Annotated in this window: 14 protein-coding genes and 1 CRISPR repeat array (1 of these 15 cut by a window edge); of the genes, 6 read left to right on the forward strand and 8 right to left on the reverse strand. The window is 35.2% G+C overall.

From position 1 onward, the window contains the following. The first annotated feature begins 495 nt into the window (after positions 1–495). The 4 genes from CVT07_RS07800 (at position 496) to CVT07_RS07815 (ending at position 4,276) form a co-directional block, all read left to right on the forward strand. The gene (locus CVT07_RS07800) at positions 496–798 is read left to right on the forward strand and encodes a hypothetical protein (RefSeq protein WP_012001271.1); all 303 of its coding nucleotides are present in this window, start codon (positions 496–498) and stop codon (positions 796–798) included. Continuing rightward, positions 776–1,321 (forward strand): hypothetical protein, encoded by a 546-nt coding sequence (locus tag CVT07_RS07805; protein WP_103607993.1) that lies wholly within the window; start codon positions 776–778, stop codon positions 1,319–1,321. Before CVT07_RS07800 ends, CVT07_RS07805 begins: the two co-directional genes overlap by 23 nt. A gap of 152 nt (positions 1,322–1,473) precedes the next feature. Then, positions 1,474–1,836, forward strand: a complete 363-nt coding sequence (locus CVT07_RS07810; protein WP_103607994.1) for an NUMOD1 domain-containing DNA-binding protein — start codon at positions 1,474–1,476, stop codon at positions 1,834–1,836. Beyond that, positions 1,826–4,276 (forward strand): aminotransferase, encoded by a 2,451-nt coding sequence (locus CVT07_RS07815; RefSeq protein WP_103607995.1) that lies wholly within the window; start codon positions 1,826–1,828, stop codon positions 4,274–4,276. Before CVT07_RS07810 ends, CVT07_RS07815 begins: the two co-directional genes overlap by 11 nt. Before the next feature lie 129 nt (positions 4,277–4,405). On the opposite strand, the gene CVT07_RS07820 is transcribed toward CVT07_RS07815, so the two are convergent. The 8 genes from CVT07_RS07820 to CVT07_RS07855 all read right to left on the reverse strand — a co-directional run bounded on the left by CVT07_RS07820 (position 4,406) and on the right by CVT07_RS07855 (position 10,105). Further along, a complete protein-coding gene (locus tag CVT07_RS07820) occupies positions 4,406–4,549 on the reverse strand; it encodes a hypothetical protein (RefSeq protein ID WP_223231349.1) in 144 nt (47 codons plus the stop codon). A 107-nt stretch (positions 4,550–4,656) separates the two neighbouring features. Then, entirely contained in the window at positions 4,657–5,694 is a 1,038-nt protein-coding gene (locus CVT07_RS07825) for an RAMP superfamily CRISPR-associated protein (protein ID WP_103607996.1), read from the reverse strand. Beyond that, positions 5,684–6,571, reverse strand: coding sequence for a type III-A CRISPR-associated RAMP protein Csm4 (csm4, locus tag CVT07_RS07830; RefSeq protein ID WP_103607997.1), 888 nt, complete (start codon positions 6,569–6,571; stop codon positions 5,684–5,686). Before csm4 ends, CVT07_RS07825 begins: the two co-directional genes overlap by 11 nt. Beyond that, positions 6,571–7,209 carry a type III-A CRISPR-associated RAMP protein Csm3 gene (gene csm3 / locus CVT07_RS07835; RefSeq protein ID WP_103607998.1) on the reverse strand — a complete coding sequence of 213 codons (639 nt, stop codon included), beginning with the start codon at positions 7,207–7,209 and terminating at the stop codon, positions 6,571–6,573. Before csm3 ends, csm4 begins: the two co-directional genes overlap by 1 nt. A gap of 9 nt (positions 7,210–7,218) precedes the next feature. Beyond that, positions 7,219–7,629 carry a type III-A CRISPR-associated protein Csm2 gene (csm2, locus tag CVT07_RS07840; protein ID WP_103607999.1) on the reverse strand — a complete coding sequence of 137 codons (411 nt, stop codon included), beginning with the start codon at positions 7,627–7,629 and terminating at the stop codon, positions 7,219–7,221. Continuing rightward, positions 7,626–9,134 (reverse strand): type III-A CRISPR-associated protein Cas10/Csm1, encoded by a 1,509-nt coding sequence (cas10, locus tag CVT07_RS07845; RefSeq protein WP_103608000.1) that lies wholly within the window; start codon positions 9,132–9,134, stop codon positions 7,626–7,628. The genes csm2 and cas10 overlap by 4 nt, the downstream gene beginning before the upstream one ends. Next, positions 9,121–9,957, reverse strand: a complete 837-nt coding sequence (gene cas6 / locus CVT07_RS07850; protein ID WP_103608001.1) for a CRISPR system precrRNA processing endoribonuclease RAMP protein Cas6 — start codon at positions 9,955–9,957, stop codon at positions 9,121–9,123. The genes cas10 and cas6 overlap by 14 nt, the downstream gene beginning before the upstream one ends. After that, positions 9,938–10,105 (reverse strand): hypothetical protein, encoded by a 168-nt coding sequence (locus CVT07_RS07855; RefSeq protein WP_159071310.1) that lies wholly within the window; start codon positions 10,103–10,105, stop codon positions 9,938–9,940. The genes cas6 and CVT07_RS07855 overlap by 20 nt, the downstream gene beginning before the upstream one ends. Positions 10,106–10,677: 572 nt before the next feature. Here CVT07_RS07855 and cas1 point away from each other — a divergent pair. Together cas1 and cas2 are read left to right on the forward strand one after the other, a co-directional pair. Beyond that, positions 10,678–12,912, forward strand: a complete 2,235-nt coding sequence (gene cas1, locus CVT07_RS07860) for a CRISPR-associated endonuclease Cas1 (RefSeq protein ID WP_103608002.1) — start codon at positions 10,678–10,680, stop codon at positions 12,910–12,912. After that, positions 12,912–13,187: a CRISPR-associated endonuclease Cas2 gene (cas2, locus tag CVT07_RS07865; RefSeq protein WP_087578414.1), complete on the forward strand. Its 276-nt coding sequence runs from the start codon at positions 12,912–12,914 to the stop codon at positions 13,185–13,187. The genes cas1 and cas2 overlap by 1 nt, the downstream gene beginning before the upstream one ends. A 444-nt stretch (positions 13,188–13,631) precedes the next feature. Continuing rightward, positions 13,632–14,512: direct repeats of the CRISPR family, unit length 37 nt; unit sequence ATTTAAACAAATTTGACCCGATCAAGGGGATTGAAAC; it runs 132 nt beyond the window's last position.

Raw genomic sequence — 14,512 nt, forward strand, 5'->3', positions numbered from 1 at the left:
GTTATTAATAAAACATTTTTATCTTTCTGATTAAAAATAAGGTCATTCTTGGTCTATAATTTTAAGATATTTGTTTCGATTTCTAATATAGATACTAGCATTAAGTAATTTATAAGTATTACTATGTTATAGAACTAGAAATACCCTGATATATCGTGCTTCTGAAATAAAAGTCAAAAATTTTTTACCACTTTAAACAACCTAGCCACCAAAATATCTTATAATACACGCAAATTTAAAAAATTTTAACTTAAAGGAGGTTAAGATGACTAAAATCAATTAAGAGTAAGGATTTCTTTTAAATGTTTGAAAAAGATAACCCTTACGATAGGTTGTTGGGACTCCTATTGTAATCGTTATCTACTTTCAAACTACTTAAATAAAAACCTTATCAACAATTACTATATGAAAGCAATGGGCACACTATAGGTATGCCAATTTGGTGAGATGGCTATTGCTGTCTTTGTAAAATTTTAAAAGCCATAGGAGGAAAATATGGCAAGCAAAAATACACTTTTAAATGATTTAAAAACCATTAGAAAGAATAAGAAAAAAGAGGAGATTAGACAAGCATGTATTGAAGTATTGTTTCCACAACAAGCAACACTCAAAGAGTGCAAGTTACTAATCGAAAAAAGTTTTAGCGTAAAGCTATCAAATAAGGAGTTTTCCAAATGGAGGAAAGAGTATGAGGCAACAAATGCCAATCAATCCTCTGATGCATATCATATTCTCGTACCCAACGAAAACAAAAAAGAAGATGAGGAGCTAAGCAATGGCACTAACAATCAAGAGTAGCGATACAGCAATTACGGCAAACGCCGTAATTGCCCTGCAAGAACATATTGAAATGGGCAATAAGGCTAGTGAAAATATTAGAAATAATATTGAACTTTTTAATCAAGCCACAGATAGCTTTGATAAAAGTTTTAAAGAAAAAATAGAGCTTATAGAGCAAGGAGGTGCTGAACTTATGAACGCGACAGAAGAGATTCAAAACAACTTTAAAAATACTCTAAAAGGTGCAGACAAAACTATATCGAAGATCAACTCATCTTTTAGCTCTTTGATGAAGAAGATAGTATCTGCATTAATTGCCTTTGTATTTATAGAAGCGATCTTCTTTCTCGGCTACTTGTTTTATGATAGCCATAAGACAAATGAAGCCAAATCTGCACTACAAAGCAGCCTAGATAAAGCACTTAATAACGTGTCCAACCTTCAAGGCTTTATCATCCATATTTACAATCAAGATGGTCAAAAAGCTAGAGAGGATTTTACTAAATGGCTAAACAAAAATGGCGACAGCAATGTTCAGTAGTAAGCAAATTTTTCTAATAGCAAGACACATACAATGTATGACACTTCGTTTTCATACCTTGTATAATCTTGCTCTGCCGAGGGCTACAATGCGAGATATAAGAAGCGTTAAAACGCTTCATCTCGCTATCACATTTTATGAAAGGATATCATATGCCAAAAAATATCAAGGATAAGGTGCTCTCTATAAGGATCACTTCTCAGCAAAATAGCAAATTATCTGATATGACTAGAGAACTAAAAATATCAAGATCAGAAATCATTTCCTATCTTATAGATAATGGCACTATAAATTCTGAATCCATAAAAAAGAAAGAGCTATATCCAACAATCATTACATATTTTGCTAGACCTTTTAACAATATCAATCAAATGGCAAAGAAACTAAATATAGCTTATAAGACTAGTGGCAATATAGATTTAAAAACGATACTGCAAACACAAGAAGAATTGTACAAAGTTCAATCAGTCCTAACTGAAATTTTAAGCCTAATAAGGAATAACTATGATAGTTAAGATCTCAAAGGGAGAAAAAGGCGTAGCTGATTATCTAAAAACTGGCAAGAAAAGAGATTCAAAGCTAACTAGAGATGAAAAAGATGATAGATTGCCACTGGCTGGAAATTTAGATCTTATAGAGATGTCTGAAAAGCACCAGATAAAGAAAAAGAACAAAAAATATAACTACTATCATATATCCTTGTCATTTACTTCAGAGGAGTGGAGCAGACTATATGAAAGTGGCAATATATATGAGTTTATAATGGACTTTTTAAGGCTAACTTTCCCAAATCACGACATAGATGAGCTACTTTTTTATGCTGAAGCTCATTTGCCTATAATCAAAGAAGAACCATATATTCCTCGTCCAGAAGGGGCGCTAGAAAATAGAACATTAAACAAGAAACATAAAAACGGTGAACCACTAAAAAGAGAGCCTCATATTCATCTAATAGTCTCTTTTGAAAATATGAAATTTACTCATAGCGTAAAAACTGGTGGAGTTATATATACAAAAGGTGCAGCCAAGCAACAAGTAAAAGCTATTATGGCTAAATCAGCAGAGAAATTTAAAAGAGTAGTTAATGACATCTTATCTAACAAGTATGGATTAAATAATATAGAGCCTTTAAGTATGGATGAAGACCAACTAAAAAAACAATATGAAAGCTTTAAAAGTGCAGCACAAAAGGTTAAGAAAGGCAAAGAAAAAGATACACGGATAAAGATAGAAACAGATGTGGTGATCGAGCCAAAAGCTAATACAAAAGAGCAAAATATAAGTGTTGAAGAGCTGCTAGCTGACGCTAAAAATTCTACAGCTGATTATCTGTTAAGAATGATAGAAGAAGATGAGAGTTTCAAAAAAGACTATTATGATAGAGCAAAGAGGCTTAATGCAGTGGATATAAGAGAATTTTTGCCTATGATCAATGCAAAATTTAACATCACTGCAAAACCTGAAATGGTAAATGACAAATATAAAGTAAGAGTGGATGGTTTTAATGGAACTTATAATCTAACTGATCTAATGTGTAAGATAGTCTACAATGGCAGAAAAGGAGCGTTGTTTCACGTAGTTAATGAGCTAGAGCAAATGCTTATAGAGCTTCAAGCTAATAAAAATGAGCCAAAGATAACATTAAGTGTAAGTAGTGACTTTAACATACAAAATCAAGAGCCAAAAACTCAAGTGCTAAATAGCTGGAAAACGATACAAATAGAGCCATACAACCTAAAACCAATACTTAAAAACTATTCAGCTATATCAGTGGCAAGTTTTAAAGATAAAAGTAAAGAAGCTAGCAGTATTGATGGCATAACTCCTACGCTTATATATGATATAGATAACTCTAAATTTAGTGCAAATAATGCTCAAAATTTACTACAAAGTAAAGGAATAAAAGGCTTCATATACCCAACCACCTATCAAGCGCTAGACGCAAAAGTAGAGAAATTTAAACTCATCATACCCACAACAGATGCTCCAAGCTTAAATGAATATAATGAATACATAAAAGAGATAACAAGAGAGCTTGGGTTATATAACATAGTAAATAACTCCAGCTTGCATCCTAGTAAATTTCACTACACTCCAGTGCCAGGATCTGAAGTTATAAGCATTAGTGGAAAAACTTTTGATAATACAAGAGCCATTGAAGATGCCAGCCTAAAAACAGACATTAATAATATGGATATTAGAGCCATATATGAAGATTTACAAAATCAAAGAAAATATGAGCTTAGCCATGAACCAAAAGATAGCAACTTGCATATTAAAAGAGCAAGCTATCAGGCTATATCATCAAAGATTCCAATAAAAGAGTTAATAGAATACTTTGACGAGAGTACTATGGTTAAAAAATATAAAGATTATCAAATACTTTTTAATAATAACAGTAGATATCTATACTTGTCAGAAGAAAATACAGCCTATTCTTTTAGTCAAAATAGACACTATACTCCATATATCTATATTAGAGATAAATTTTATGAAGCAGCCAGAAAGATAAAAACTGGATTTTATGATGATGATCTCATTCAAAAGCTAAGTATTACAAAAAATGAATATGAAGGCTTCGTAAAAGATATCGATAACCATCTAGATATAAATAGATACTATTTAGCTTTTATAAATAGAACCGAAAACTTTAAAAAATATCTATCAGATATAGCTAAGATTAACTATAAAGGCTTAATTTATAATATAAAAACATATATGAAAGATTGGCAAGATATGCAAGGTTTTAATAATCTAAAGGAGCATTATAAAACAGATAAGATATGTCTAGCAGAGGATCATATATCATTTGATTCACTAAAAATAATAAAGCAAGAGCTATATAATCAAGGACTTGATAAGGACTTTGGGGTGGAGCAATCAACACAACAATCAAATGAGATAGAGGGCAAAGAGCAAAATGTAAAGTTAGGATATGATGGTTTGAGAAGGTAGATTATCGTAAGCTATTATAGAAGCCAAATTATTAGCCATCTCTCACCCTATAAATCCAAACGGCAATGCAAACATATCATCATCTAGGCACCAGTAGCAAAAATTTTTAGGGTGTTGTTAAAATATGAGCTAACCAAAGATATTTTTGATTTCTCCAAGATTATCTTTGCGATCTCTGAATAGCCCGCTGTTTATGATCTTTTCAGATAAGCCGTCGTTATCATCTTTTTTTAGCACCAAATAGTCTATATCATCACTTAAAATATCTATCAAATTTTCATCACTATGGCTTAACTCTTTTTGAGAAAGTGGATATAGTTCTACTCAAAACTTTTTAGCTCTGACTGCATTAAAAACTAGGTTGCATTGTTTTTAAAAGATCAATCCTCTTCTAAAATTTCACAAAGTAGCCAACCAAACGGCTGTTTATTGATAAGCCAAGCTGTGGTCTCCTCCTCTTGGATAGATGGTTTTTCCCTGCCTCTCATTATTTTTATCCTTCTCGCGCCATCTACCGTAACGGCTCTTGCACCACTATGCTTTCCAACTCTCAATAAAAATTGATTATCCTCAAGTTTTAAATGCTCGTATTTCTCAATAAATTTATCAGATAGTCCTTCGCGTGTAAATTCGTCCGTTTCATAGCTAAACTGAGAGGCAAATATCGGCATATAGTGAGAGTTGCAAGCTTTTATTAGCTCGTCTATGCCAAATTTATTATTTTTTATCGTAAATGTTGTTTTAAATTCACTTTTTGAATTTATTGCCTCATATCTTACTGGTATGCCTTGACTTGCATTTTGGTCTCTTGAGGCCCTATTTCTTTTTATATTTGTAGCAACAGAAGCAAAAGTATGTGACTCTATCACCTCACTATCAGCCACTAGAAAATCACCAAAATACTCTTTTGTATCATAGCTTTTACTCTTTTTATAAAGCATTTCACCAAAAGCTGTAGCTATAGCGCCTTTTAGTGAGCTTCCTGGGATTATGGCTTTTTTTAAATTTGGAGATATAAGTGTCTTTTCGACCACTAGTTGGTTTATAACTTTTTTACCGCCACCTTCTCTTTGAACTACCTTGCCTATTTTGTCATTATAGTCTTCTGCGATGTTTTTTAGTGCCTGCATTTTGTAGTAAGAGACCTTTTTTGCCAAAGAACTCTTCTCTTTTATAAATTTTTGCAGCTTCAATATGCCATCACTAGTAGTGTCTGAGGCTATTTTCATAAATTCATCTTTAAACTTATCGTCAAGTTTTTTAAAAAACTCAAATTCATCAAAAACATACATATAGTATTTATCATCCGCGCCTCTATCTATGACGTAGTTCATAGGCTCATAGGCCTCTCCAGTACCTATATGTATAGGGCTTATAGGGTTTAGTTTGATCTTATAGTTTTTAGTTTCATTGTGCATTTTTTATCTCCGTAGCTATTAGTATGCTATATCCTTGGTGCACTGTGTTTGCGTTTGTAGAGTGTCCGCTTATAGCCTTTCCTATATACTCTTTTTCGCAAATTTCATCATATATCACCACGCTACCGCTATCTGCCATTAGGAGTGGGCTTTTAAAAGGATTTGTGCTTGCAAGCCCTCCACCATGTTTGCCAAATCTAGTAAATGGCTCATAGTAAAATTCTTTTAAATTTTCATCATCTATCACGACTGGACTAAGCGTCATAAAGGCATTTGAGTTCTTTTTTACAGACACCTTCTCAAACGCTCTGTACTCAAACGCTCCTTTGCCTATGCTAGCTCTCTTGCCATATCCACTTTTAGATACAACTTCAAGCACTTTTTCTAGTTCGTCAAGTTTAAATTTATCATCTAGCAAAAAGTAGATATCTTGCTTGCTAAATTTCATCTCCATTAAAGCATAAGGCGCAAATTTACCGCTCTCATCGGTCGTAAACGTATGGTAGTTTATGGAGTTTTTTATCGTTGCGTTTTTTGTTAGTTCATAGCCAGCCTCGTCACTTGTTTTAGCATTTTTGAAATTTCCACCTTGCAGATCCTCCATGCTAAGCCAAATTTTTTTCCTATTTTCTTTTTTTAGCTCCAAATTTTCGCCCAAAAGATGACTTGGCATGCTAGGCTTTGGCAGATATCCACTAGCAAAGCCATCAGATACTATCAAAAATGGCTTTTTGTCATAGTCACTTAGTAGCTCATTTAGCCTATCTTCTCCAAGCCTATATCTGATCGCCCAGCAAATTTGTCCAAACAAAGTATCACCCTTTAGAGGCGTTGTGAAATTTGACTTGGGTGTTATGGTAGTTTTACAAAGTGTCATTATTCCCACCTTAAATTTTTAAATTCAACCCTTCCGTAACCTCTTGAGCCGCTACCGCCTAGATAGTCGTTTTGTATTAGCTTAAGTCCGCTATCAACCATCTCTTTTAGCTCGTTTTCGTTGTCGTTATAAGGCTCTTTTTCATCAAAAACTTTTAGTCTAATAACAAGGTCAAATTTCACTCCAGCTGGCACACGCTCGATCTGGCGAGGATGCTCGGCAGTTCCGCTTTCTCTATTGATCACGTTTTCATATTTTGCTTCGCTTAGTTTTAGCCCTTCGCACTCTTTAGATAACAAACAATCCCCAACACTTATCCTAGTAATGCCAAATTTATTCTCTTTATCGCCAAAAATTTTTAGTAAATTTTGCGCCGCTTTTTTATCTGGCTCTGGTACTTTTTCTAAAATTTTAGAGTTAAAGACCTCTCCTTCACCATATCCAACTAGCCTATTATTCCACTCTAGTAAGCTTCTCATTTTACCTTTTAGCGAGCTTCCAGGGATGTAAGGCTTACTTGTGTTTATATCTTTTATCACCTGCGAGTCTATGCCACCTATCTTCATAGTATCATCGCCGCCACCTATATGAAGTCCGCTTAAAAGCTCTATTTGTCCCTTTAAAGTTAAAATTTTCATATTCTCTCCTTATTTTTTAGCAAAGCCTATAACGGCCTCAAAAAAGAGTTTAAATACCCTTAGATCATCTTTTGTCTTTACCTGAGCCACACATTTATTTATCATCTCGACAAATTCATCGCTTGAGCATTTTCTTGACTTAGAGTAAGCCGCTTTTGAATTTAGCATCTTTACAAATGGCAAAACTTCGCTGAAGTCTTCACTATTTGACTTTTGCTCTAGCTCGATTATATAGTCATAAAATGCTCTTATCTGAGTAGCTTTTGTTCTAGCAGAGACTAGATCAGCGACGATCTTTGCTGTTTCATCAAACAAATTTGGATTTTTCTTGTAGTCCAAAACTATAGGCGGTAAAAAGTCAGCTTGCGGTTTATTGCCGGCATTATAGTTGCCACCACCACTTCTATTGTATCCACTCATCGTTCTCTCCTTTTATATATGTATTCACAAATAGCCATCTTACTCTCCTTTGGATTGTTTTCTATCACATTATTTAGCATAAGAAGCAGCTCGTTCATCTCACCACCACCTTGCATATTTCTAGTAAAGCTATAGCTTAGCTTTGACTTCCACATCGTATTTTTCACATCCTCACATACTTTTTTACTCATCTCGCAAAGCTCAAGCAGTCTATATAAAAACGCCGTATTGTCTATATTAAATTTAGTAAATTCATCTAAAATTTGACTTCTGACATTTAGATAGCTATCCCACTTAGCAGTCTCTCCAAAGATGCTGATCGCATCTTTTCCACTCATCTCTTTTGAGCTCTCCAGCCACTTTTCGCTAGTTTGCGCTAGAAAGCTTATAGGCGTAGATGGTTTTGCTAAAACGATGCCAAAAGAGATACTTAGATCTTTTGTTTTTATAAATTTCATAAACTCTTGCCTTACAAAAACGGCGAGCTCTATCATCTGGTCATAGCTACCAACTATCAGCAGATCATCTCCACCCGCAAAGACCGTGTAGCTATTTTCAAATTTCTCTTTCATCTTTCTTGGCACATATAAAGAAAAAAAGTTATTTATCCCCTTTGAAAAGGTGTCAAAATTTGCAAAGTTTTGCGTAACATCGCTATGTTTTATGAAATTTCCCATATTATCTACGTCAGCTTTTATCACGGCGATCGCATTATCTCCGCACGATTTTTTAGCCAGATCTTCAAAATCCACTATGCTGCCCGCATTTTTAGCGACGTATGATCTTATATTTTCACTTATCTCAAGATCCACATCCATAAAGTCTATGCCTATATCTTTGCTATTTATCTTCTTACTATCGCCAGCTAGCTTTTCGCCAAGACGTACAAAGGCGGCACAAATTTCGCATTTATCTTTGTCGTGAGCTATCTTTCTTATATTGCAGATCCTGCAAAGAGTTTGATTTGTTATGCCCTTGTCGTATGAAAGCACCGGTTCTTGCTCTTTTAAATTTAACTTTTTAAATTTCTCTAGCTCCACAGCCTTGCTGATCTTATCCCTTAGCTCTTTATATCGCTTAGGCTCCGTAAAGTCAGCCCTTTCGCACTCCACGCAAGATAGGCTAACACCGCTAACGCCAAAGAAATTTTTTATAAAATAAGCATTTATAACGCCTTTTATCTCTTTAAAAGCAGCTTCATCAAATTTGGGGGATAGTATCTCAAATTTACCAGCCGTGCATGATAAGATACATTTTTCATCTATGCCCAGTTTTTGGCAGATAAATTTAGCTAAGACCATCATAAAAAGCTCGCAGAATGCAGACTTTGCTCTTAGTACTTTGGCTGCGTTTTTTGAGCCTAGATTATCAAATATAAATTTTTGTATCCCATAAAAGTCTCCGCCTATTAAAAACATCCTATCTTGCAATATCTCATCTATACTCTTAGATCCTTGCTCCAAAGAGACAAACCCGTCGCTAAAATAACTGCTAAATTTGCTCATTCATATCCTCCGTTTCTATTTTCCCTAGTCCAAAAACAGTCTGCTTGCCTACGCCTATTATCTCGCCTAGCTTTAGTAGCTCCATACACTCTTTGCTAATGCCCCTCATCTCTAAAGACCCCGTCAAGCCGCCAAAATTCATAGTAGTGTTTTGTCTATTGCTACGCCTAGTTAGCTCCACGTATTTTAGGTCTTTTTTGGTTATCTCACCCCTTATCTCGCACTCTAGCGCCTCGTGAGCTTGTCCAAAGAGGCCAAGCCTTCTTTGGTAAATGGAGTTTAGTATCTCTTTTAGACTTATATTGTCATTTTTTAAAAAAACATTATCTTTTTTTATCCTAAGCGGAGTTATAAATTTGACCCTGACATCGCCCACGTCACCATCAAAGCTAAATTCTCTTATATACTCTTTAGGCAGGCTTATTTTATCCTCCGCCAAGCACGCCTCACCATTTACAAACATATCAAATTTCTCATACCTAACCCTATCTTTACCAAGTCCATATTTCTTTAGCATCATATATGCCGCAGAGGTGATATATGGTAGTTTTTCACACGCACTCTCTAGTAAAACTATGCCAAAGTCATACACTTTAGCCCCTAACTTAAAGTCCAGCCTATATCTATGGTAGCTATTTTTCTTCTCATAAAAGTCGTAGTATAAACAGCTCTCATTTGCAAAGCACTCATCGCACTTATGGGCGTGATTTATACAGCTTACGCTTTTTAGCGCATACCCAAAGGCTCCTCGCACCTGCGAGCCGATAAAAAATGGCGGCTTTTGTGACGGCTCAAATTTCACTCTAAGCTCGGCATACCTCATCAAAACTCCTTATCTTCACATAGTCTAAAACCGCACCCACCATGCTCTTTTTTAGAGCATCTAGTAGTTTTATCAGCACGCCAAGACTATCTCTTATCGCCCTTATATCGCTAGAAAAGGTCAAAATCATATTAGTTTCATTATTCACTTCAATGCTCAATTTTCAAATTATCTTATTATATATGATTTAAAGGCAAATGTTTATATTTTTTAGATTTTTATTTAAAAATTATTATTTTTTATATATTTGTGCATACCTTTATCGCTCTTATTTTTAATTTAAATTTCTATCTTTTTGGCTAAAATTTCGAAAATTCGTGATTTTAAAGATATTTAAGATAGGTTCTTTTTACTTATCATTGTTAAATTTGACCCGATTTAAGGGATTGAAACGAAGCTTTTGGCTCTGTTTGTCCTCCAGCTTGCTCATCTTATTTAAACAAATTCGACCCGTTCTAGGGGATTGAAACTTCATCTCTGCCACGTCGAGTAGTTTCCATCCGACATAAATTTAAACAAATTTGACCCGATCAAGGGGATTGAAACTCGTAATAGTCAGCGTGTTTAACTTCTCTTGCTATTTAAACAAATTTGACCCGATCAAGGGGATTGAAACGCATCGTAGTGAAGCATACTCTCGTTAAAGTCATTATTTAAACAACTCTGACCCGCTCCAGGGGATATGGCGACCCATACCACACTTAAAAAGGTAAATTCAAAATGTTTACTAAAAACCTAGAACACATATTTACAAAAGCTACTTTAAGCTCCGCATTTGACGAAATTTCTGCAAATTCTTTGGGTTTAGACGAGATCTCATATGCTGATTTTAAAAAGAACTTCGACGAAAACGTAGACCATCTCATACGTTCATTATTAAATGGCACCTACACACCAGAGCCGCTAAGAAAGATAAACATCCCAAAAGAAAATCGCAATGGCGTAAGACCCATAGGCATATCCTCTATAAAAGATAAGTTAGTTCAAAGGGTTTTATACTCGGAGTTAAATCCATACTTCGACGAGACATTTTTATCAAATTCCTACGCCTACCGCCCGCACAAATCCACCTACAAAGCCATAAACAGAGCCAGTAGCTTCATAAACGAAAATGACTGCTGGATACTAAAAGCCGACGTAAAAGACTTTTTCGAGTCGATAGACCACTCAAAGCTACTGCAAATTTTACAAAAACACATAAAAGACACAAAGATCATAAACCTTATCTCACTCTTTTTAAAAACCGGCGGATTTTTAAAGCGCGATTTTAAAGAGCATAAAATCGGCGTAAACCAAGGCGATATACTATCTCCAATGCTATCAAACATCTATCTTGATTTGATGGATAGGTTTATAAACAAGACTACTGATAAATTTATAAGATACGCAGATGACTTTATCGTATGCTTTGCAGAAAAAGACGAAGCTTTAGAATTTGAGAAAAAGCTAGATGACTTTTTAAAACTACTAAATTTATCTCTCAACAAAGAAAAAACAAAAGTCGTAAACATAAACGACGGTTTTGTCTTCCTAGGCGTTCGTTTCTTTGGTAAAAACCGCTGCGTAGATAACGACAAAATTCAAAAGATCATCTCAAATTTACACTCTGCAAGCAAAGAAAAGTCAAATTTCATAGACTATATTGATGAGATAAACGCCATTTTATTTACGCTTAAAAACTACTATCTAAAGATCATACCGCCAAACTCACCGCAGATAATGCAGATAAAAGAGCATCTCATAGACTCTTTAGCCCAAAAGATCGCCCTATACAAACGAAACAAAAGTATAAATTCAAAAAAAGAGTTCACCCTCTATCTTGAAAAGATCGACTTTGGAGTATTGTTTGGTCAAAACGAGATAAAAGACAAGATAACACTAGCCATAACAAAAGGCTATGACAAATACCTATCTCAAAAAAGCTACGAAAACGAGCCCCGCAAGATAAACCAAAAGAGAAATTTCTACGCCACCAAGATCGCCACCGACTCTACGCTTCATATCAATCAGATCGGAGTCCATCTAGGTCTTAGCAAAAACAAATTTGTCATAAAACAATACGGCAAAATTTATAAAGAATTTCCCATCTCTAAAATTTCCCGCATCATCGTTGATAGCGAACACATCTCGCTATCTTCTGCGGTGATCTGGCGCTGCACAAGAGAAAAGATCCACATCGATTTCATAGACAAGCACTATGTCCCATACGCTACCGTGCTAGCCTACAACAGCACCTCTACGCAGACAGCACACAAACAAGCCATGCTCCTAAACACACCGGCCCAGCTATATCTCGCCACCTCTTTTGTCGAGGCAAAGATAAGAAACCAAACCAACTATCTAAAATACCTAAACAAATACCATAAATTTCTAACTCCAAACATCCTAAAACTAGAAAATATCCTGGCTAGAAAGCTAAAATACGTCAAAAACACAAACGAGCTCATGGGCTTTGAGGGCTCGGCAGCCGCCATTTACTGGGACGGCATAAAGAGCATACTGCCGCTAGAATTTGAAAAGCGCATAACATTTGGCGCCAAAGACATCGTAAATTCCTCACTAAACTACGCCTACGCCATACTCTACTCCAAGGTTCAAGAGTGCCTATATCTAGCAGGCCTTAGCCTACATATCTCATTTTTACATGCGCTTGACAGCACAAAGCCGACCCTAGTCTTTGACATGATAGAGCAGTTTAGGACATTTATGGTAGATAGAGTCATAGTCTCGATGCTAAACAAAGATGAGCCCATCTCACTAAACAAAGAGGGGCTTCTCACCGACGCCTCTAAAAAGCTCATAGCCCAAAACATGAAAGAAAAACTCGGCAGCTACACTATGTGGAAAAAGGAGTCATGCAAATGCGAAAACATAATCATGCAAGAGTGCTACGAACTAGCTCGCTTCGTAAACGGCGAGAGCAAAAGCTATAGACCTTTTGTAGGGAAATTCTAATGAAATTTGTAATAGCCTACGACATACAAAGCGATAAAAATCGCAAAAAGCTCTCAGACATCCTTGAAGGCATCGGCTACCGTGTAAATTTTAGCGTCTTTGAGTGCGAGCTCAATGAAGCCAAGCTCAAAAAACTGATAAAGTCCGCCAAGGCTTTACTAAATGTCAAAACAGATAGCTTGAGATTTTATAGACTATGCGAAAACTGCGTGGGAAAAAGCTTTGAGCTATGCGATAAAAAAGGTATCTTTGAGATGCAAGAGCTCTTTGTCTAGCTTATGTCATTCTTAAATTTCTTTTGGATTTTTGATTTGCGAACTTTTTTAGCTGAAATTTGACCCTTTTTAGCTAAAATCTCGCGAAATAGGTTCGCAAATCTAGTTTTTTCAAAATATCTCTCATACATTTGCGAACTTTTAGTTATGGCTAAGTTTAGGATAGCCTATTTTAGGACCTTGCGAAACTTATATACCGCTTAAAGTTCGCAAACCTATAAAATTTGAAATTTTTAAAAGAGACTTGCGAACTTTTTTGAGATGACAAATGCCTAAATTTAGGGGTTCTTTCACTTATCATTGTTAATTTTATGGAGTTAGTATTTTTAAATACCTATACATTTGCGAACTTTTTTGAGATTTTCACGAATTTTAGGTATCTTTAAAGCCAGTTTCTTAAATAATTTTACTAATTTTTTCTTTGCAAAAATAGTCTTTTAGGCTATTTAAACAAATTTGACCCGATCAAGGGGATTGAAACACTAGACCATCGAATTGAAAAACACTGGTTTTTTATTTAAACAAATTTGACCCGATCAAGGGGATTGAAACATTCTAGATCGAATTCTTTAACCTCTTTTTCTCCAAATTTAAACAAATTTGACCCGATCAAGGGGATTGAAACCCCAAACCCACTCCATTGACTCATCCCAATGAGACCAAATTTAAACAAATTTGACCCGATCAAGGGGATTGAAACTTGATTTCCTTGTCACCAATTATCTCTAATGTTTCATTTAAACAAATTTGACCCGATCAAGGGGATTGAAACATTTCTCAGTTGCGCCTTCTTCTAGACATTCTTGCTTAGAATTTAAACAAATTTGACCCGATCAAGGGGATTGAAACTATACTTAATAGCTTTTCTCTGTCTGGTTTTCTAGAGAATTTAAACAAATTTGACCCGATCAAGGGGATTGAAACACGTAGAAGATAGCAATAGCAATAAGCCATTCCATCTGAATTTAAACAAATTTGACCCGATCAAGGGGATTGAAACGTAAGAGTATATACTGTAGATGAAACTAATGATATACATTTAAACAAATTTGACCCGATCAAGGGGATTGAAACACCGTCGCATGAACCAGACTCATAGGCTGAGTCTGCTTATTTAAACAAATTTGACCCGATCAAGGGGATTGAAACGCTGGGGAATACTTATCGGCGAGATCCTTTATCTCATCTTATTTAAACAAATTTGACCCGATCAAGGGGATTGAAACATTAGGATTGATGGAAAATGACGCAACTCTTCAGTTGCATTTAAACAAATTTGACCCGATCAAGGGGATTGAAACAAAGATTTCTCTTTTACAGCTTCT

The sequence above is a fragment of the Campylobacter concisus genome (assembly GCF_003048875.2).
GTDB lineage: Bacteria > Campylobacterota > Campylobacteria > Campylobacterales > Campylobacteraceae > Campylobacter_A > Campylobacter_A concisus_AU.